Genomic DNA, 20,120 nt, shown 5'->3' on the forward strand with positions numbered 1-20,120 from the left:
CATGGTCGCGGGAAGCGACCGAGCGGGAATCCGCGAGCCCGTAGCAGCCCGGTCCCGAAGGGAGGGCGCCAAACTTTTGTTAGATGATTTTGGGGTCAGTTGATCTTTTTCAAGATCTTGATCAAATTACTTTTGATTCTTCTTTTTTGGTCTTCTGTGAGGACAAGCTCGCCCCGTTCCGCTTTTTCAATTACAAGCTCTGCTTTTTGAACGAACATGGCGGCTTCGTCGTCAATGACTTCTTTGCGGGCTTGTTTTTCGCGATAGCGGTCTAAGGATTTCTGAACATCAATTAACTCTTGTGATACGGAGCCGATGACCACATTGAGGTTGATGATGTCTTCATTCATTATTGGTAAAGAGCGTCTATGTATTTCTTTTTGGCTTCCAAATGTTCTTTGAAAGTAGCGGAAAAATAATGAGACCCGTCCGGTTTCAAAAGAAAAAACAATTTGTCGGATTTTTCCGGCTTGAATGCGGCAATCAATGCGGGAAGCCCGGGATTGGAAATAGGTCCGGGAGGCCAGCCCCCGTTTATGTAGGTGTTATACGGAGAAATGATTTTTAAATCGGATTCAAAAAGTCTTTTTTTCGGTTTATCGAATAAATACTGAATGGTAGCACAAGATTCAAGATTGATATTTTTTTCAATCCGAGTGAGGAATACGCCAGCCATCATCGGTCTTTCTTCTTTACGAACCGCTTCCCTTTCCACAATGGAAGCAAGAACAACTTTTGCGTGTAATGCGGCGGAATTGATTCCTTTTGCTTCGGGAATCGTCTCCAATTTTTTGAAAAACCTTTTGATCATCATATCCGCGATCCGATCCGGCGGAAAATTGATCGGCACGGAATATGTTTCCGGAAACAAATATCCTTCCGTCGTCTTTGCGGGGATTTTATGTTTATCCAATAAAGCCTGGTTAGACGCCGCAACGAGAAATTCTTCTCTGGACTTTGTCAGTTTTTTAGAAACAAGCAAATCTCCAATCTGACGGTTGTTATACCCTTCCGGAACGGTAAATGTAATGAGTTTTACCTTTCCTGAAATGATTACATCCAATATCTTTCGGGAACTCATTCCATCGTTGATCTCGTAAACGCCTTGTTTGATTTTGTTTCCTGCGCGGGTAAATTTGATTAGATAATTAAAATAGACGGAAGATTTGATCATCCCCGATTGGGAAAGCTCTTTAACTACGGCAGAAGAAGGTTCTCCCGCATCAATGATCAGTTCGAATTTGTTTTGACCGTCTCCAACCGCTCCTCCTTTGATTTCATCGATCACAAAAGCAGATATAACTGCGGTCACTAAAAGGAAAGCGAGTCCGATCAGAGAAAGAATTAGAATTCGGTTTTTTTTTGTAGTCATAAGACCTTCTTCGAAAACACTCTGTGTCTAGTCTCCGTAAACACCAAATCTTTTTTAGAGAATGTTAACCCTAAACGAACACATTCACACTCTTTTAGACTGCCGCAAATGTCCTGATATGCAGGGAAAACCTGTCCACGGGTGCATTCCTAAAACAAAAATCATTAGCATAGGCCAGGCACCCGGAATCCACGAAGAAAGATTGGGAAGACCTTTCGCTTACACCGCAGGAAAAACTCTATTTCAATGGTTTTCCCGTATCGGTGTAGAGGAAGAAGTTTATCGCAAAAAAGTCAACATGGCAGCTGTTTGTCGGTGTTTCCCCGGCAAAGCAAAATCAGGAGATAGAAAACCATCCAAATCCGAAATAGAAAATTGCAGACCATGGCTCGAATTTGAAATTCAATTTCATAAACCGAAACTGATTTTGCCCATCGGGAAATTGGCAATCGCAGAACTCGTCGGCACCGAAAAATTCAAATTGGAAGACATAGTGGGAACAATCCAAAAAAAGGAATGGTTCGGTGTTACCTTTGATTGGATAGCACTACCGCATCCTTCCGGGCTGAATGTATGGAATCACACCGACATAGGAAAAAGAAGAATCGGAGAAGCTCTGGAATTGATTCGCTCCCACAAAACTTGGGAAGAAACATTCGGTCACTCAAGCAAGATAGGTTCTCTTTCCAAATGAATCCCGAATTTTGATTCCACTTCCAAAACGATTCGATTCATCAAAGACAAAAGTTGATTCGTATTTCCTCCTCTGTTGACCAAGGCAAGAGAGTGGGCTTTGGAAATACCGATCCCATCCACAGTATAACCTTTTTGAAAGCCTGCATTTTCAATAAGCCAAGCTGCAGAAATTTTCGTTCTGCCTACAGGTTCCAAAAACAAGGAAGGGAAGTTTAAACCCAATCTTTGCAATCTCTCTAAAAAATTTTGCAATTGAGAAGAATTTAAAATAGGATTTGTAAAAAAAGAGCCTGCAGATACGGAATCAGGATCATTCGGATCGATGACCATTGATTTTTTTCTTCTGAGAGAAAGAACTGTTTCGCGTAACTCTTGTAACTCGTAAATTCTGGTCTTCGGTTGGCCGGAAAGAATAGAAAGTTTGGTCTCCCATGCTTTTTGCAATTCTGCATATTTAATTTGAATCGGACTCTTTGTAGAAAGTTGAAATGTTACGGAAATGATAATCCATTCCTTAAGATCTCCCGATTTGAATCTGCTATTCCGATAGGAGAATCCGCATTCCTCTTTGGTGAATGTTTTTATTTCTCCGTTCGGATGAATCGCAGTCAAAGAAAGAATCGTTTCCGCGACTTCTTGTCCGTAAGCACCTACATTTTGGATGGGAGTCGCTCCGACAGTTCCGGGAATCCCTGATAAACATTCGATTCCCGAAAAGCCGTGTGTTATGGAAAATTTTACAAATTCATCCCAGACCACACCCGCTTCCACGGAAATAGTGACAAGCCCGGAATCGGAATCTTCGGAAAGGATCTCTATCTTTGAGGATTCGATTTTGATCACTAATCCCGAAAAGCCGGAATCCGAAACAATCGTATTCGAGCCGCCGCCAAGTATAAAATACGGAAAACCTTTGGATTTAGCAAATTCTAATGCTTCCAACAAAACTTCCCTAGAGGAGATGCGAGTGAAGTACTTTGCACTTCCACCCAACTGCATCGTGGTAAAACCGGAGAGAAGAATGTTTTCTTCAATGAGCATAGTTCTAAGAATCAGATGCAGAGAATCCAGTAAGTAAGAAAATAGGTTTTATGAAAAATTCAAATCTAAAAGTTTATGAATATTCCGGCTGCAGCACCTGCCGCAAGGCACTCGGGTTCCTAAAAAAACAAGGAATCGCTTACGAATCCTTACCGATTCGGGAAACTCCACCCAGTATTGCGGAATTAAAGAAAGCAAAACAAGTCGTTGGTGACATTCGCAAATTATTCAATGTTTCCGGAAAAGATTATAGAGAAGGAAATTGGAAAGAAAAACTTACTAAAATTTCCGAAGAAGAAGCGTTGAAAGCACTTTCCAAAAACGGAAATTTGATCAAAAGACCTTTTGTTATTTCGGATAAAACGGTTCTAGTCGGATTCAAAGAAGAAGAATGGAATAAAATTTAATCGAAAGCCGAAATTATTTTTCAAGAATCGCTTCCCGCAAAACATCAACTTCTACAACTAACTTATGTTTACCGCCTCCGAATAAAATCCCCTTCAACGGGGATACGTCGGAATAGTCACGACCGATTGCAGTGATGATGTATTCTTCGGTGATTAATTTGCCGTTCGTAGGATCAAAATCCTGCCATCCCATATCGGGACAATAAACGGATATCCAAGCATGAGTTGCATCCGATCCTTGCAATTTCGGAACTCCCGGAGGAGGCTGGGTTTCCAAATACCCGCTCACATATCTGGCAGGAATTCCCAAAGATCTCAAACTGGAGATAGCAAGATGACTGAAATCTTGGCAGACCCCCTTTCTCTCAGCTAATACTTGTTCGGGTGGAGTATTGATAGTAGTCGCTTTGACGTCATATTTGAAATTTTTAAATATACTTTCGGACATTTCAAGTGCACCTAAAAAAACCGGCTTACCTGGTGTAAAAAATTGTCTCCCGTATTCGCCAAACTCCGGTTTAATTTTAATATAAGGAGAGGGATGTAAATATTCCAGCGCGGAAATATCCTGTTCCAAACCCGATTCGTTTATCATGTTAGAGATCAATTCCCAAGCGGTGGATCTGGAATGATCGTATCCCATTGAAGCATGTGTGCGAATAGTCGATTCGACAGTCACTTCCAAAGCTTTATGAGGATCTTCGACGGAAAATAAAAAGACCTGGTTTCCGAAATAATCCCTTCGAAAGGAAGATACGATCGGTTTCGGGTTCACAGTCACATGAGTGCGAAAGCAATCCTGATGTCTGGAAGTCAAAGGATACATATGCGCCATGTTATGGCAGTAGGACACGAAATCATCATAGACATATTTGGTTTTGTGAATCACCCGATAATCAGCCATTTCCGTCTCCGATTCGGGTCTGTTCTTCCGCATAACTAAAGTAACGTACAGTAATCGCATCGGAAAGATGTCTCAAATGTTTATGCAATTCTTCCAACCAAACCGTGATATTGGTAAGTGGTTCCGCAGATCCGAACAGAATGGATATGTCTTTCATTTTGAACTCAGTATAAAGCTGTAACGCCGCTCTGTCTTCGGAATAAGTTTGTTTTTCTTCTTTTCCGGGAAGATATTTCAAACAAAGATTGATCTGCTCCAATTGATAAGCGAGAGACCTTGGATTTGTAGTATCAAAGAGTAGGATGTCCAAAACGGATTCCTGGTCGATTCTACCACGATATCGCCTATTGTATGTAATACGAATATCATTAATGCTCAGTAGATTTTCAAAGGAAGATTTGTTATCATAACCTTCCCAACGGATCATTCCTTGCAACGTAATGATCAGATTGACCGATCTTTCCAATCTGCGGCCGAGTTCAAGGAAATACCAACCGGCTTCACGACTCATATTTTCAAAAGAAAGACCGGTAAGAGACGATAGATTGAGAATCACTTTATGAAGAAAATCAATCAGAGAATCGTATGTTTGGATCTGTTGTGCCAAATTATCTTCCAAGTTGAGCATGTTTTTCTTCATGTCCTCGGAAAGCCGATCCCTTACCGACTTCGATGCCTGAACCAGACTTTTAATATTGAACGCGAGACCACCCACAATCGATTTGTCCGAAGCTAGTTTTTGCAATTCTCCGAACGGTTGTACAAACAGATCTTCAGCATCATCACCCAAGAATCCTGGGAACGAATTTGTAACATGTGTTACAAGACGCAAAACATTGAATATCGCTTCTTTTTCATAATTCTCTTCGATCTGAAGCACTTTAAAAGTCGCTTCTCTGAAAATGCGGGCCTGGTTTTCAGAACGTTCCATATAACGTGCGAGCCAGAACAAACTGTCTGCCACACGACTGGGAACTCCCGAACTTTTTCTGGAAATGGAAACCTGGTCCGATTTGGGAACAAGAAGGGTTTCTTCTTTTTGCATCTCGGAAGCAAGCACCCATAAATCCTTGCTCCAAGCTCCTCTTTGGCTGGTTACAAAAAAATCATCCAGAGATTGGGATACCCGAACCAGACCGCCTGCCATCGTCTGATACCCATTACCTGAAGATGTAACAAATGTTCGCATAATCGCCCGGCCTGGGCGAAATCCGTTTTCTGAAAGAACGGGAACCGTCGCAGAAGCTATCATTTCCTGAGCGATAAAACGTTTAGGAGTATGTTTTAATTTTGTTAAAAAATTATCTTTTCTCTCTCCGCTGAGTTCCAGAAAAGTAACCGGCTCTTCTTCATCGTCTCTGGAAACGGTTTTGAAAACGTACTTTTCGGGAGACTGCATAACCAAGGATTCATGTTGTTTATTTCCCAACCAATAGGTCGGTGCCATAGGCAAAATCAAATCTTCTCCCAGATAAAACTTACAAAGATCATTATAAAAAGGAAGTAATGCTCTATTTTCCAAAAAGGAAGATCCGATCGGATTGGCGATTTTTACGTTTCCGGAACGAATCGATTCCAAAAGTCCCGGAACTCCCAAAAGGGAATCTCCTTTCAATTCGAGTGGATCCATAAACAAGTCGTCCACTCTCCGTAAGATCAGATCCACTTGTTGCAGTCCTTCCACGGTTTTCATATATACTTTGTTTTTTCTAACGGTTAAATCTTCCCCTTGGACCAAAGTGTAACCCAAATAACCAGATAAATAAGCATGTTCGAAATAAGTTTCGTTGCCCGGACCGGGAGTTAATAAAACTACAACCGGCTCTCTCCCAGAAACACCTGCTAGTTGGTTGAGTGATTTGCGAAGAGAACGAAAATATACAGCCACGCGATGCACCATTGCATCTCTGTACATACTTGGAAAAATACGGGACAATACGATTCGATTTTCAAGCGAATAACCGGAGCCAGACGGTGCCTGCACACGATCGTTCAATACATAAAAATTTCCGTCGGCACCTCGGATCATATCGCATACAAAAAACAAAAGTGCCGGATTTTTCGCTAAAAAATGATTGGATTCGTACATTCCGTCGCAAGCACGAAGGAAAGAGGAAGAGTTCATTAAAATTTCAGCGGGAATTTTCTTTTCGAATAACACCCGTCTTTTGGAATAGATATCACGCAAAAAACTATCGAGTAAATCCGCTCTTTGGTTTAAGCCACGTTCCAATAAACGCCATTCATCGCTTTCCATTACCAAAGGAAATAGATCCAAATTCCAAGGTCTTTCCTTTGCTTCCGGAGAATTCGACTGATACGTATTGTAAGTGACTCCGTTCTCCCGCAAAATGCGATCGGCATCCCTTCTACGATTGATCAGTTCTCCGGGACCAAGTTCTTGAAAAGACTTAACGATGAACTTATATTTCTTACGAACATTACCGTCTTCATCCATTAACTCGTCGTAGACGCCTGGTAATGGACGATAGTTATTTGTGAGTACGTACGGATCCTGAGTCATCATCTATGAATACTAGTTATACCAATCTTAAATCCAAAGTAGAAGGGAAAGCCTTATTCTCCAATCGAATCGGAGGAAGGGATTTACCGACTTTATGACCATGAGTCCAAAATCTGGATATCCTTCTGGATTCTGCCTCATACCCATTCACCGGAAAATTTCCATAAGACAATCCACCCGGATGGGAAACATGGTATGTGCATCCCCCTAAAGATCTATCATTCCATTTGTCATATATGTCAAACACAAGTGATTGTTGTGCAGGTAAATGTGGATGTAAAGTGAACACCGTTGCCCAAGCTTTAAATCGAACACCGGCCACGTACTCTCCCGTAGTTCCCGTAGGTTGTAGAGGCACCTCAAAGCCATTACAGCTCATTACATAACGATCCGTATGAAAACCGGTCACTTTTACTTGTAACCTTTCGACCGCAGAATCCACTCCCCTGGAAGTTCCTTGCGAAGTATTCTCTTCTCCCAGAACGTTCCAAGGCTCCAGTGCCATTCGCAATTCGATCTGCATCCCATCCAGAAAAGAAACTCCGTACTGAGGAAATCTGAATTCGAAGAAAGGATCAAAATCTTTTTCTATAAATGCAAATCCCGAATTTTGCAAACTACGGATGACTTCTTTAAAATCCTTATAAACAAAGTAAGGCAGCATAAATCTGTCATGGAGTTCCGTTCCCCAATTGATCGGCTGACCATAGTAAGGCGATTCCCAAAACTTGCATAAAATCGCCATTACAAATGCTTGCTGAACGACACTCATTTGATAATGTGGAGGCATTTCAAACGCTCTCATTTCCACAAGTCCGAGCCTTCCCGTATAAGATCCGGGATCAAAAAGTTTATCGATGGAAATTTCGGTTCTATGTGTATTTCCCGTGAGATCGACTAAAATATTTCTGAACAATCTATCGATCAACCAAGGAGGAGTAAACCGACTCGAATCAACTTGTTGGAATGCGATTTTCAATTCATGCAAACTATCGTTACGCGCTTCGTCAATCCTTGGGGACTGAGAAGTAGGACCGATAAAAAGGCCTGAAAATAAGTAAGACAAGCCAGGATGGTTTTGCCAAAAGGCGATCATACTTCTTAATAGACTCGGTTTGCGTAGAAAGGGGCTGTCTTGAACGGTAGCTCCTCCGACAGTGATATGATTTCCTCCGCCTGTACCGGAATGCCTTCCGTCTAACATGAATTTTTCGGCAGTCAGTTTAATTTGTTCCGCTTCCTCATAGAGAGTTTTTGTTTTCTCTACAATCTCACCGAAATTATAAGACGGATGCAAATTGACTTCGATTACACCGGGATCGGGAGTGATTTTAAAACGATTAAGTCTTGAATCTACGGGAGCTTCGTATCCTTCCAACACGATCGGTAAATCCGTCATTTCCGCAGTCTTTTCAATTTGTAAGATCAGATCCAACCAACCTTCCAATGTGGATACAGGCGGTAGGAAAACACGAAGATTTCCATTCCTAGGTTCGATGCAAATCGCAGTTCTGGTATAATCCGTATACGGTATATTATACGAAGCTTCCAGTGCTTTCGCAGCCCGGATTTGTTCGAGATCTTTTCTTTTGGGAAGAGGAGGTCTGATGAATGCGGGATCTTCCTGATAAGGATATACTTTCGAACCAGTCAAAGAATTGAGCGGAAGTCTGTATCCCATAGGAGAATCTCCCGGAATCAGATATAATTTTTTTCTTTTAAAATTCCATTTTTGGCTAAACCAATTGCGATTGAACGCATTGTATTCCAAAGGAATCATATAGCCGACTTCCCGGTTGATTCCTTTTTCTAACACGGAAAGAATTCTCTGGCGCTCCAGTTTATTGTACTGATCCAAGTCTTTTAATAGATCTTCTTCGGCATCCGGTAAATTGCCTTCTTGCCAAAGATAATATAAATTGTCCTCATAACCCGGATGAATCGTATCCTGAGAAAGTCTTAAATTTTCAGCAAGTACGCTTGCGAATCTACGCGCATCGTCGGCTGTGCTGGACCCCACATAACGGTCGTCAGCAAGCAAATGTTCCGATTCCCAGATTTTTTCTCCGTCCAGTCTCCAATAAGCGATCATCGCCCAACGGGGAAGCGGTTCTCCGGGATACCATTTTCCTTGTCCGTACTGAACCACTCCGCCTTTTGCATAATGATTCTTCAGACGTTTCATCAATTGTTCGGAACGGGAATATTTTTCAAAACCCAATGCATCGAAATTCCATTCGGGAGCATCTTTGTTTTCCGTAGAAACAAAGGTAGGTTCACCGCCTATCGTCAAACGGATATCATTCTTTTTAATTCTTTTGTCAATCGACTCGCCTAAGTTTTGAATCCGTTTCCAATCTTCTTCCGCATATGGAAGCGTCACTCGAGGAGTTTCTTTGATCCTTTCCACGCCCATATGAAAGGAAAATTCCGTTTTCGCCCGTTCGGCGGCACCCGAGATAGGACCTGCCGATTCCGGTTCCGGAGTCGCAGCAAGAGGAATATGTCCTTCACCTGTAAAAAGTCCGGATGTGGGATCAAGTCCCACCCAACCTGCCCCGGGCAAATACACTTCCGCCCAGGCATGCAAATCCGTAAAATCCTGTTCGGCACCCGACGGCCCGTCCAAAGATTTCACATCCGCCTTCAATTGAATCAGATAACCGGACACGAATCTTGCCGCCAAACCAAGGTTACGCAAAATTTGAACTAACAAATAGGAACTGTCTCTGCAAGAACCCATTCTTTTTTTCAAAGTGATTTCGGGAGCCTGCACACCTGGCTCCATCCTGATAATATAACCGATGTCAGTATAAATTTTCTGATTTAACCCAACCAAAAAATCAATGGTTCTGCGAGGCGTTCTATCGATTGTTTTTAAATAATCTGCTAAAAGTTTTGTAGGTTTTTTCGGCTTTAAATAAGGGGCCAATTCCTTTTTCAAAATCCTGTCGTATTCGAAAGGTACTTTTTCAGCTTTCGCTTCTACGAAAAAATCGAAAGGATTGATCACCTTCATATCCACGACCAAATCCACTGCTACCTGGAAAATATTCGTTTTTTCGTTGAACACAAGTCTTGCGAGGTAATTTCCAAACGGATCTTGTTGCCAGTTCAGAAATTTTTCTTCCGGTAGGATATTCAATGAATACGAAACGATGTTGTTTTTCGTATGCGGTGCAGGTCTTAAACGAATCACATGCGGGGATAATTCGATCCGTTTGTCATACTTATACGTTGTGATATGTGTTAATGCGACTCTTATGCTCATGGTTTTTAGCTTTTGAAAAATCTCTCTAAGATTTTCGCTCCGATACGATTCAATTCGATTTGGATATCATCCAAATACTCATGTAACCCTTTATCAAAAATGGAATGTACATTTTCCGATCTCAATCGGTTCAAATAAGTAGTCACCGCATCTTGTGCCAAGTTACGGGGCAATCCTTCCTTGTTTCCGGAAACCTTTTCCAAACTCTCTTCTATCTCATGCAAACAGAACACTATGGATCTTGGAAATGCAGGATCTAAAATCAAAAATTCGGCAATTTCAATAGGATGCACTTTTTTGTACTTACGATTGTACATTTCATGTGCGGACGTGGATTTGAGTAATGACATCCACTGTAACAGATCTAAGGTGGAACCTACATCCTGAATGGAAGGAAGTAATATGAAATACTTCATATCCAAAATCCTGGTCGTCTTATCCGCCCTTTCCAAAAATCTCCCCAGCAGAGAAAAACTCCAAACTTCATCATGGGAAATCGTGGAATCCGAAGTTCCGTAAAAAGTTTGGCAACTTTTTCTCACATAACTTAAAAATTCGGAAAGTCCCAAAGAAAGTCCTTCTCCCCTGCTCTCGGGATTTTCCAAATACTGTTTGCGATAGTCTTTGATGAATAAATAGAATTCATTCAAAACTTCCCACATCGGAGTGGAAATATTTTCACGAATGCTTCTTGCGTTCTCGCGCGCTCTTTGCACGCAGTTGTAAATGGAACTTGGATTCTCATCGTCAAAAGTCATAAACTGAATGACGCTTGCTGGTGTCGGTGATTCGTATTTTTTTTCGAACACCTCCGCATCACCGGTAGTATAAACCAAAGGCATCCACTGATTGGGAAAATCCTCATTCAAATCAAGTGACAGTTGATGATTTACATCTATAAATCGAGCATAGTTTTCCGCTCTCTCTATATAACGATTCATCCAGAATACGGATTCGGCTACGCGACTTAACATATTGGCTAGCCTCCTCTTATCCTAGAACCCAGGTATCTTTTGAACCACCTCCCTGGGAAGAATTCACAACCAAAGAACCTTTTCTGAGAGCTACACGAGTGAGTCCGCCGGGCATTACGTAAACTTCCTTGCCGAACAAAATGAACGGTCGAAGATCCACATGTCTTGCTTCGATTTTATCCGCAATCAACGTAGGGACTGTCGATAAATTCAAAACCGGTTGAGCGATATAATTTCTTGCGTCTTCTAAAATCAATTTTTTAAAATCTTCCTGTTCTTGTTTGGAAGCTTTGGGTCCGATGATCATTCCGTAACCTCCAGCTCCGTTTGCCGGTTTCACTACCAGATTGTGAATATTTTCCAAAACATACTTAAGATCTTTTTCAATGGAACAAAGATATGTAGGCACGTTCGGAATAATCGCCTCTTCACCTAAGTAGTATTTAATGATTTGGGGAACAAAAGAATAGATTACTTTATCATCGGCGATTCCGGTTCCGGGTGCATTTGCCAAGGCAACGTTCCCTTTTTTAAATGCTTGGAAAATTCCTTTTACACCTAACAAAGAATCCGCTCTAAAAGTATCAGGATCCATAAATGTATCATCGATTCTGCGATAGATCACATCTATTTTTTTAAGACCCTTAGTCGTTTTCATATAAACTATATCGTTTTCAACAAGCAGGTCGGAACCTTCCACAAGATAGACTCCCATCTTTTGTGCGAGAAAGGAATGCTCGTAATAAGCCGAGTTATAAACTCCAGGAGTCCAAACAGCGATCACAGGATTGCTTTCATAAGTAAGGTTTTCCAAAGTGGAACGGAGGCGATAAGGGTAATCATAAACTTGTCGTATGTTTAATTTATCGAATAACTCGGGAAAGGTGCGTTTCATCACTTCGCGGTTTTCCAAGACATAAGAAACACCGGACGGGCATCGTAAATTGTCTTCTAATACGTGAAAGGTTCCTTCTCCGTCCCGAACCAAATCTGTTCCGGTGATATGAATCCAAATCCCTTGCGGTGGCTTTAAACCGATGCACTCTTTTAAATATCCTGTACTCGACTCGATGATTTCCCGGGGAATGATTCCATCTTTTACTATTTTTTGTTCGTTATAAATATCCTGGAGAAAAAGATTGAGAGCTAGGATTCTCTGCTTCAATCCCTTTTCCATTTTTTCCCATTCTTCATTGGGAACGATGCGGGGAATCACGTCGAAAGGCATGATTCGTTCCTGTTGTTCTCCGTCACCATACAAGGTAAAGGTGATTCCCAAAGATAATAAGGCTTTTTCTGCGGAAGAACTTCGTTTGATCAGTTCGATCCCGCCCAAACTTTCCATTTTACTTTTTAAAAAATGATAACTCTTACGAGCGCTTCCTTCGTGGGAAAACATCTCGTCATATCCGTTCTTTGTGTCATAGTCTGCGATAAACATGGCGCATACTTCCTTTTGCTTATTTTAAAAGCAATTTCCGTACCAATCTACACATTTCGCTGAGATAAGAAGAAAAGCGCTACTAGACATAATCACTACGATTTCCGGAAAAAATCATGCTTAATAAAGAAGCACTGGTTGGGTTTAGAGCCGTTCGCTGCCTATCCTTTAAGCAGTTTGCCTGTTTTTGATTTTAAATGCGAAGTTGAAGTTTAAGATTCTTTTCTTTTTTGCCATTTTTGGAAGAGAATATTCTGCCAAAGGCGGTAAATGGGAAATAAAAACGGAAAAAAACGATTTAATACCAATAAACATTTGAATCGAAAGGAAGGATGAACGGTTTTCCTCGGTCGTAAGATGGCTTTTACGATTTTTTTCGCAACATACGACGGTTCTTGCGCCGGCCAGGGGACAGGAACCGAATTTCCGGCTTGTTCGAAAAACTTAGTCTTTGTTGCGATCGGATAAACAACCGTGAGTTTAAAATTTTTGTTCATTTCATAGCGAAATGCTTCTGCAAAGGAATGAACTGCCGATTTTGTCGCTGAGTAAAGTGCATAGCCTGGCAAAGGCAAATGCGCCATACCGGAAGCGGTCACGATGATATGAACACCTTTTGGTTGTAAGTTGATTAGTTTTTGAATCGTATAAATAGGGGCAAATACATTGACTGAAAAAATATTTTTGATACGACTCCAATCTTCTTTTTGGATTTTTTCGTAGTAAGCAAAGCCTGCATTTGCAATGAATACGTCGACTTTATCCAAAATCTCAATGGATTCTTCCAAGAGTCTGTCTATATCAGCGGTTTTACTTACATCGATTTTGAATTTGCGGAGATTAGGATGATCAGGAATGGTTTCGGGATTCAAATCTCCCACAACCACCAAAGCGCCCTCCGTCAAAAGAAGAGATAGAATCTCTTTGCCTATTCCGGAAGAAGCACCGGTGATCACGACCTTTTTAGATTCTAATTTCATATTGTTATATTCTTGGAAACGAATACTAATTTAAGAGAGGATCCTTCGTATGTTCAACAAAATATTTATAGATTCCACCCTTACTTCTCAAGGCATCTTTCCAGATTTCTTCCGACTCATCTTCCCGAAAAATCTGTTCTTCGGTAATTTCATTCACCACCCAAGAAAGTTTTTCGAATTCATTTTCCAATTGGCCTGCAGCCCAACCTGCATATCCCTGAAACACACGAAAGTTTGTAGTTTTGGATTGTAAAATTTCAACCATTGTATCGAAACTTCGAGCCATATAAATTCCGGGAATGATTTCCACACCGGGATCATTTGAATTTTTTTGATTATGAACAATTGTTACGAACATATTGTCCACTGGCCCACCGCTATAAATTCGTTTATTGGAATGTTCCGTATCAGGAAGATTTTTAATTAACGATTCCATCGTTTGATTTGTCGGTTTATTTAAAGTGAGTCCGAAAGCTCCGTCTTTATCATGATCCACCATTAAGATGATGGATTTATGAAAATAATCTTGAATGACACTGGAATTAGAAATTAGAATTTTTCCGCGGGTAGAACCTGGAACTTCAAGCATTACTTTTTCTCTCCGATCTGTTGAAGGATACGATAAGCAACTTCCAAAGTACGAATGTCCGATTCGCCTTTTACCATTGGTTCCGCATTTCCTTGGATACAAGCAATGAAATGTTCATGTTCTTGTTTCAAAGGATTGTCTTTGTGAACAAAAATCTTTTCTACGATGGACTCTTGTTTATAACGGATTTCCCCTTTTCCCAATTGTGTTGTGGAACTGGCTTGGCGATGAATTTCGATTTCCTGGTTTGTAAAATCCAAAAACAGATAAGAATCTTTTTGTGAAATATTCAAGGTTCTGATTTTTGCTTGGGAAGCGCGGGACGCATTCAAACTGGCAACGCAACCGTTTGCAAAACGAAGTACAACGCTGGCAACATCCTCATGTTTCGAAACGATGGAAGAACCGACTGCTTTTACATCCACCACATCCGATTTGACTAAGTTTAAAACGATATCGATATCATGGATCATCATATCCAGAACGACTCCCACATCGGAGATTCTGGTATTGAACGGAGCAATCCTTCGTGATTCAATCATCAAAGGGTGTTCTGCGATTTTACCAAGCTCCAAAACGGCACCATTGAATCTTTCCACATGACCTACTTGCAAAATCAGTTTGTTTGCATTGGCAAGTTCAACCAATTCTTTGGCTTCTTCCACAGTTTGAGAAATCGGTTTTTCAACTAAAACATGTATCTTTTCGGTTAATGCCTGTTTGGCGATCTTGTGATGTAAAAAAGTCGGGGCCGCGATTACCACGGCATCCACTTCTTTAAACAAATCCGCTTCGCTTGCAAAAGCTTTCGTTTTGTGTTTTTCTGCGATTTGAGTTGCTCTTTCCGTACTTGCGTCAAAGATACCGATCAATTCGGCATCAGATAACATTTTAGCAACATTGACGTGGTACTGGCCCATATGACCCGTACCAATGACTCCTAAGCGGACTTTTTTATCCATAGATGATCTCAGTTCTCCAATGTCTTACTGGAAAAACAACTTAGATTTTCCACCACTGCCTACCTTTTCCCCGGATTCACGTGCAAATTCTTCCAGAAGTTCCTTTTGTTTTTTGGTTAATTTTTTAGGAATTTCCACTCGAATGATCACATGTTGGTCCCCTTTTCCATAGGAACCCAAGTAAGGTACTCCATGCCCTTTGAGTCGGAAAACCTGACCGCTTTCGGTTCCTTCCGGAATTTTCAATTGGATGGTTTTTCCGTCGATGGAAGGCACTTCGATTTCTCCGCCTAAGCAAGCTAAGGAGAGAGAAATGGATTTTTGTACGATTAAGTCGTTTCCTTGTCTTTCAAAAACAGGATGTTTTTTTATATGAGTGACCACATACAAGTCACCATGAGGTCCGCCGTTAGGGCCGGATTCTCCTTCTCCCGAAACCTTCAATCTACTACCGGATTCAACTCCAGCAGGGATTTTAATATGAATGGTTCGTCTTTTCTCTGTTAGGCCTTCGCCCTTGCAAGTTTTACAAGGATTGGAAATAATTTTTCCTTTTCCTTTGCAACGAGGGCAAGTGGTTGTTACGCTGAAAAAACCTTGCGTTCTTCGAACTTGACCGGCTCCACTGCAATCAGGGCAAACCGTAGGAGAAGATCCTTTCGTAGCTCCGCTTCCGCTGCAATCTACGCAAGTTTCAAGTCTTGGAATTTCAATTTTATATTCTTTGCCGAGAGCCGCGTCTTCTAAACTCACTTCCAAGTTATAACGAAGATCGGAACCTCTTTGCGGTCCTGATCTTCTGGAACCTCCGCGGGCCCCACCGGCACCGCCGAAAAATTCGCTGAATATATCACCGAAGTCTCCAAAGATGTCGGAAAAATCGGTGTAAGCACCTTGACCGAATCCCGGTCCTCCGGCACCTACACCTGCTTTTCCATATTGATCGTAAGCCGCACGTTTCTGCGGCTCACGTAACACTTCGTAGGCTTCCGTAGCTTCTTTGAATTTTTCTTCAGCTTCTTTATCACCTTTGTTTTTGTCAGGGTGATATTTTATGGCTAATTTGCGATAGGCGCTCTTGATCTCATCATCAGAAGCACCTTTCGCTACGCCTAATACTTCGTAGTAACTACGGTCGCTCATATCTCTACTTCGCTCTATTTATTTTTTATCGTCGTCCACTACCGTGTAATCGGCATCCACTACCTTTTCTCCACCCGCAGAACTACCGTTATTTGACTCCGGTTGTTCAGCTCCGCCTGCATTCGGCCCAGCTCCCGCTTCCGCACCTTGTGAATAGATCTTTTGGCCGATTTGCATTGCAATTTGTTGGATAGAGTCACGAGCCGCTTTCATACGTTCGAGATCTCCGGATTCCATTGCTTCACGTCCGCGCTTCACTTCATCGGTTGCACGTTGTTTTTCGGACTCATCCAATTTGTCAGCGGATTCTGTTACTGTTTTTTCCAGTTGGTAAACAATAGACTCAAGTTCGTTTTTGGTATCCGCAGATTCTCTTGCTTTTTTGTCTTCTTCCGCATGAGCTTCCGCATCTTTTACCATCTTTTTGATTTCTTCTTCGGATAATCCGGAAGAAGATTCAATACGAATCTTTTGTTCTTTGCCCGTTCCCAAATCCTTCGCAGAAACATGAACGATACCGTTCGCATCAATATCAAATGTAACTTCGATTTGAGGAACTCCTCTCGGAGCAGAAGGGATACCTACCAGGTCGAATCTACCGAGTGTGCGGTTGTAACTCGCCATCTCCCTTTCTCCTTGCAATACGTGAACAGAAACAGTTGTTTGGCTGTCTGCCGCAGTGGAGAATACTTGAGATTTTCTCGTAGGAATGGTAGTATTTCTTTCGATGAGCTTAGTCATTACCCCACCGAGAGTTTCGATACCTAGGGAAAGCGGAGTCACATCAAGTAGAAGAACATCCGTTACATCTCCTGCAAGAACTCCACCTTGGATCGCTGCACCTACCGCAACTACCTCATCAGGATTTACTGATTTGTTCGGATCTTTTCCGAAAATCTCTTTTACCAATGCTTGAACCGCAGGGATTCGTGTAGAACCACCGACCAGGATCACTTCATCAATTTCGCTGGCACTGAGCCCCGCATCACGAAGAGCGTTCAAACAAGGATTACGAGTTTTTTCAACAAGCGCTTTTGTAATATCGTCAAACTTTGCTTTGGTGAGAGTCATATCCAAATGTTTCGGACCGGACGCATCCGCAGTGATAAACGGAAGATTGATCTGAGTGGAAGTTGTTCCGGAAAGTTCAATCTTAGCTTTTTCAGCCGCTTCTTTCAAACGTTGAACGGTATTTTTATCACCTGAAATATCGATGCCAGTTTGTTTTTTGAACTCGTCAATCAACCACTGCATTACTACGTTATCAAAGTCGTCCCCACCCAAGTGAGTATCACCGTTTGTGGATTTTACTTCAAAGACTCCGTCCCCAAGCTCGAGGATAGATACGTCGAAAGTTCCACCACCTAAGTCATACACTGCGATCTTTGCGTTGGTTTTTTTCTTATCGAAACCGTAAGCAAGTGCGGCAGCGGTTGGTTCGTTGATGATCCTTTCCACTTCCAATCCTGCAATACGACCCGCATCTTTCGTAGCTTGTCTTTGTTCGTCATTGAAATAAGCCGGAACGGTTACAACCGCCTTCTTTACTTCATGACCTAGAAAGTCTTCTGCAGTTTTCTTCATCTTTTGAAGAATACGTGCTGAAATTTCCTGTGGTGTGAATTCGCCTGATACAGTTTCGAATTTCACTCCGTCGTTTCCGGCACGGATGATTTTGTAAGATACCATCTTTGCTTCATCACCGGTCTCATTGAATCTGCGACCGATAAATCTTTTCGCAGAACGAATTGTATTCGCTGCATTCGTAATGGACTGGTTCTTCGCAAATTGACCAACAATGGTTTCACCCTTTGCCGTATATGCAACGATGGAAGGAGTCGTTCTCGCACCTTCGGAGTTTTGGATCACAACAGGATCTCCACCCTCCATTACAGCAACACATGAGTTAGTTGTTCCTAAATCGATTCCTATGATTTTTTCTTTGGACATGGTCTTCTCTCCTTATTTCCTATTAATATTAACTTTGTGGTTTTCCCACTTTCACTCTTGCGGGACGGATGGATTGTTTTGACTCCCCATCTTCCTGATAATAACCCATTTGATAGGTTTCTATCACGATTTCTTCCGTATACTCCGCACTCTCTTCAGATACTATTGCTTCCATAAACATCGGATCGAAAGGAGTTCCTTTTGGATCCAGTCTTTTGATTCCTTCCCGATCCAAAACGGAAATAAATTCCTTTTGAACCATAAGAATTCCGTCAACAAATGCTTTTACTTCAGGCGTTGGATTGGTAACGTTTGTTACTCGTTCCAGATTGTCCAATGCTCCGAGAAAACTTTCCGCAAATTTCTTAATCGAATCTTTGCGGGCATTCAAAAGATCGTTTGCAGTTCTGCGTTTGTAGTTTTGAAATTCCGCTCTTTCTCTGAGCCAGGAATCTTTCAAAGTATCGATCTCTTTTTTTGCCTTTTCCAATTCCAAATCCGCAACATTTCCTTGAGTGGATTGTGTATCCTCATTCAATTCGGCTTTCGCTTCATCGGAGACGGCCTGTCCGTTTGTTTCCGGTTGGAAACCTTCCTGTTCTAATGTTTCATTGGTTTCTGCCATTTCTCCTCCTAATTTAACGACTTAATTTTGTAATCATTTCAGAAACTAATTTGGATGTGAATTCCAAGAGTGGTAAAGTCTTGTTATAATTCATCCTCTGCGGTCCTATGATTCCCATAGAACCGATTCTTTTTTCACCCATACGATAATTCGTCGTGATGATTGTCACACCACCTAACTTCGTATCTCCTTCCTGACCGATGATGGTATAAACTCCATCCATCGGGACATGTTCCGTGAAAAAATTCCGTAAAAAATGTTTTTCATCAAATAGATGAAGAATATTTTCCAAATGATCTTCCTCGTCTTTGAAGTTCTCATATAGATTTTTCAATCCGTCTATATAGAGATTGTCTCCAACCATACTTTCGGTACCCATCGCACGGGCAATGGAAGGTGCCAATTGCACAAAATCTTCCGGTCCGTCTTTTCTCATCATCATCTGGGGAATGAGATTGTTCTGGACTTCGTGAACATCAAAACCTTTCACATTATCATTCATATAACGGGAAATCTGATAAAGAGTTTCCTGCGAAATATGATGATCGAAAAAAATATTTCTGTTCAATACGGTACCTGACCGCATAACAAGAATCATAAGAACTTCGTTTCCATTTACATGGATAAGTTCTATATGTTTCAAAGTATCAAGCGAACCTTCCGGACCAAGCACGACACTCGCACTTTGCGAAAGCGACGCCAGTACCTTGGAAGTAGCTATCAACACTTGATCCAAACGGAATTGCATCTTAAGATACTCTTCCTGGATTCTTTGTTTTTCCTTAATCGTAAGCTCAAAAAGAGTTACGAGGCTATCTACATAGAACCTGTATCCTCGTTCCGTAGGAACTCGTCCCCCGGAAGTATGACGTGCCACCACGAAACCCATATCTTCCAACTCTGCAAGAGAGGACCTGATGGTAGCGGGTGAAAGGCCAATGTCATATTTTTCGGAAAGGGTTTTCGAACCAACGGCCCGATTGTCCGAAACAAACTCCTCAACGAGGGCTTTCAAAATGACTCTATGTCTTGGTGAAAGATCCATACTTTGTTTCTATCTCTTTTTTAGCACTCTGTTCATTAGAGTGCTAAAATATACTAAAAGTTTATGGAAACCTATGTTTTTGGTCAAGCAAGTACTAAAAAAATGGAGCAGTCTCCCCCATTCAGTGCTATTTCTTTGAAAATTTTCCGTTTTCATCTATAAAAACATACTGGACGAAGGAAAGTGTATATACACG

The 20,120-nt window shown here is 41.5% G+C and carries 17 protein-coding genes; 2 read left to right on the forward strand and 15 right to left on the reverse strand.

Annotated features, from left to right (window positions below):
• Positions 1–95: 95 nt before the first annotated feature.
• Positions 96–350, reverse strand: coding sequence for a hypothetical protein (locus DI077_RS17715; protein WP_109021597.1), 255 nt, complete (start codon positions 348–350; stop codon positions 96–98).
• Positions 350–1,372, reverse strand: coding sequence for an endolytic transglycosylase MltG (gene mltG / locus DI077_RS17720; protein ID WP_109021598.1), 1,023 nt, complete (start codon positions 1,370–1,372; stop codon positions 350–352). The genes DI077_RS17715 and mltG overlap by 1 nt, the downstream gene beginning before the upstream one ends.
• Before the next feature lie 61 nt (positions 1,373–1,433).
• Between mltG and DI077_RS17725 the strand changes: the two genes are divergently transcribed.
• On the forward strand, positions 1,434–2,066 hold the full coding sequence (locus DI077_RS17725) for a uracil-DNA glycosylase family protein (RefSeq protein WP_109021599.1): 633 nt from the start codon (positions 1,434–1,436) through the stop codon (positions 2,064–2,066).
• On the opposite strand, the gene DI077_RS17730 is transcribed toward DI077_RS17725, so the two are convergent.
• Entirely contained in the window at positions 2,033–3,109 is a 1,077-nt protein-coding gene (locus DI077_RS17730) for a UDP-N-acetylmuramate dehydrogenase (RefSeq protein ID WP_109021600.1), read from the reverse strand. The two genes, DI077_RS17725 and DI077_RS17730, sit on opposite strands and share 34 nt — an antisense overlap.
• Before the next feature lie 50 nt (positions 3,110–3,159).
• Here DI077_RS17730 and DI077_RS17735 point away from each other — a divergent pair, with 50 nt between their 5' ends.
• Positions 3,160–3,516 carry a Spx/MgsR family RNA polymerase-binding regulatory protein gene (locus DI077_RS17735; RefSeq protein WP_109021601.1) on the forward strand — a complete coding sequence of 119 codons (357 nt, stop codon included), beginning with the start codon at positions 3,160–3,162 and terminating at the stop codon, positions 3,514–3,516.
• A gap of 13 nt (positions 3,517–3,529) precedes the next feature.
• Here the strand turns inward: DI077_RS17735 and DI077_RS17740 are convergent, their stop codons facing one another.
• The 12 genes from DI077_RS17740 to hrcA form a co-directional block, all read right to left on the reverse strand.
• Positions 3,530–4,420 carry a transglutaminase family protein gene (locus tag DI077_RS17740; protein ID WP_109021602.1) on the reverse strand — a complete coding sequence of 297 codons (891 nt, stop codon included), beginning with the start codon at positions 4,418–4,420 and terminating at the stop codon, positions 3,530–3,532.
• Positions 4,413–6,947, reverse strand: a complete 2,535-nt coding sequence (locus DI077_RS17745; RefSeq protein WP_109021603.1) for a circularly permuted type 2 ATP-grasp protein — start codon at positions 6,945–6,947, stop codon at positions 4,413–4,415. Before DI077_RS17745 ends, DI077_RS17740 begins: the two co-directional genes overlap by 8 nt.
• Before the next feature lie 13 nt (positions 6,948–6,960).
• Positions 6,961–10,215 (reverse strand): transglutaminase family protein, encoded by a 3,255-nt coding sequence (locus DI077_RS17750; RefSeq protein WP_109021604.1) that lies wholly within the window; start codon positions 10,213–10,215, stop codon positions 6,961–6,963.
• A gap of 5 nt (positions 10,216–10,220) precedes the next feature.
• Positions 10,221–11,189: an alpha-E domain-containing protein gene (locus DI077_RS17755; RefSeq protein WP_109021605.1), complete on the reverse strand. Its 969-nt coding sequence runs from the start codon at positions 11,187–11,189 to the stop codon at positions 10,221–10,223.
• Positions 11,190–11,205: 16 nt separating this feature from the next.
• A complete protein-coding gene (locus DI077_RS17760) occupies positions 11,206–12,630 on the reverse strand; it encodes a circularly permuted type 2 ATP-grasp protein (RefSeq protein WP_109021606.1) in 1,425 nt (474 codons plus the stop codon).
• A 212-nt stretch (positions 12,631–12,842) separates the two neighbouring features.
• The gene (locus tag DI077_RS17765) at positions 12,843–13,610 is read right to left on the reverse strand and encodes an SDR family NAD(P)-dependent oxidoreductase (RefSeq protein ID WP_109021607.1); all 768 of its coding nucleotides are present in this window, start codon (positions 13,608–13,610) and stop codon (positions 12,843–12,845) included.
• 25 nt (positions 13,611–13,635) lie between these two features.
• On the reverse strand, positions 13,636–14,199 hold the full coding sequence (locus DI077_RS17770; protein WP_109021608.1) for a YqgE/AlgH family protein: 564 nt from the start codon (positions 14,197–14,199) through the stop codon (positions 13,636–13,638).
• Positions 14,199–15,161, reverse strand: coding sequence for a Gfo/Idh/MocA family protein (locus DI077_RS17775; protein ID WP_109021609.1), 963 nt, complete (start codon positions 15,159–15,161; stop codon positions 14,199–14,201). Before DI077_RS17775 ends, DI077_RS17770 begins: the two co-directional genes overlap by 1 nt.
• Positions 15,162–15,185: 24 nt before the next feature.
• On the reverse strand, positions 15,186–16,304 hold the full coding sequence (gene dnaJ, locus DI077_RS17780) for a molecular chaperone DnaJ (RefSeq protein ID WP_109021610.1): 1,119 nt from the start codon (positions 16,302–16,304) through the stop codon (positions 15,186–15,188).
• Between the two features lie 18 nt (positions 16,305–16,322).
• Positions 16,323–18,254: a molecular chaperone DnaK gene (gene dnaK / locus DI077_RS17785; RefSeq protein ID WP_109021611.1), complete on the reverse strand. Its 1,932-nt coding sequence runs from the start codon at positions 18,252–18,254 to the stop codon at positions 16,323–16,325.
• A 28-nt stretch (positions 18,255–18,282) separates the two neighbouring features.
• Positions 18,283–18,879, reverse strand: a complete 597-nt coding sequence (gene grpE / locus DI077_RS17790; protein WP_109021612.1) for a nucleotide exchange factor GrpE — start codon at positions 18,877–18,879, stop codon at positions 18,283–18,285.
• 13 nt (positions 18,880–18,892) lie between these two features.
• Positions 18,893–19,924, reverse strand: coding sequence for a heat-inducible transcriptional repressor HrcA (gene hrcA, locus DI077_RS17795; RefSeq protein WP_109021613.1), 1,032 nt, complete (start codon positions 19,922–19,924; stop codon positions 18,893–18,895).
• Positions 19,925–20,120 lie beyond the last annotated feature (196 nt).

Source organism: Leptospira kobayashii (genome assembly GCF_003114835.2).
GTDB lineage: Bacteria > Spirochaetota > Leptospiria > Leptospirales > Leptospiraceae > Leptospira_A > Leptospira_A kobayashii.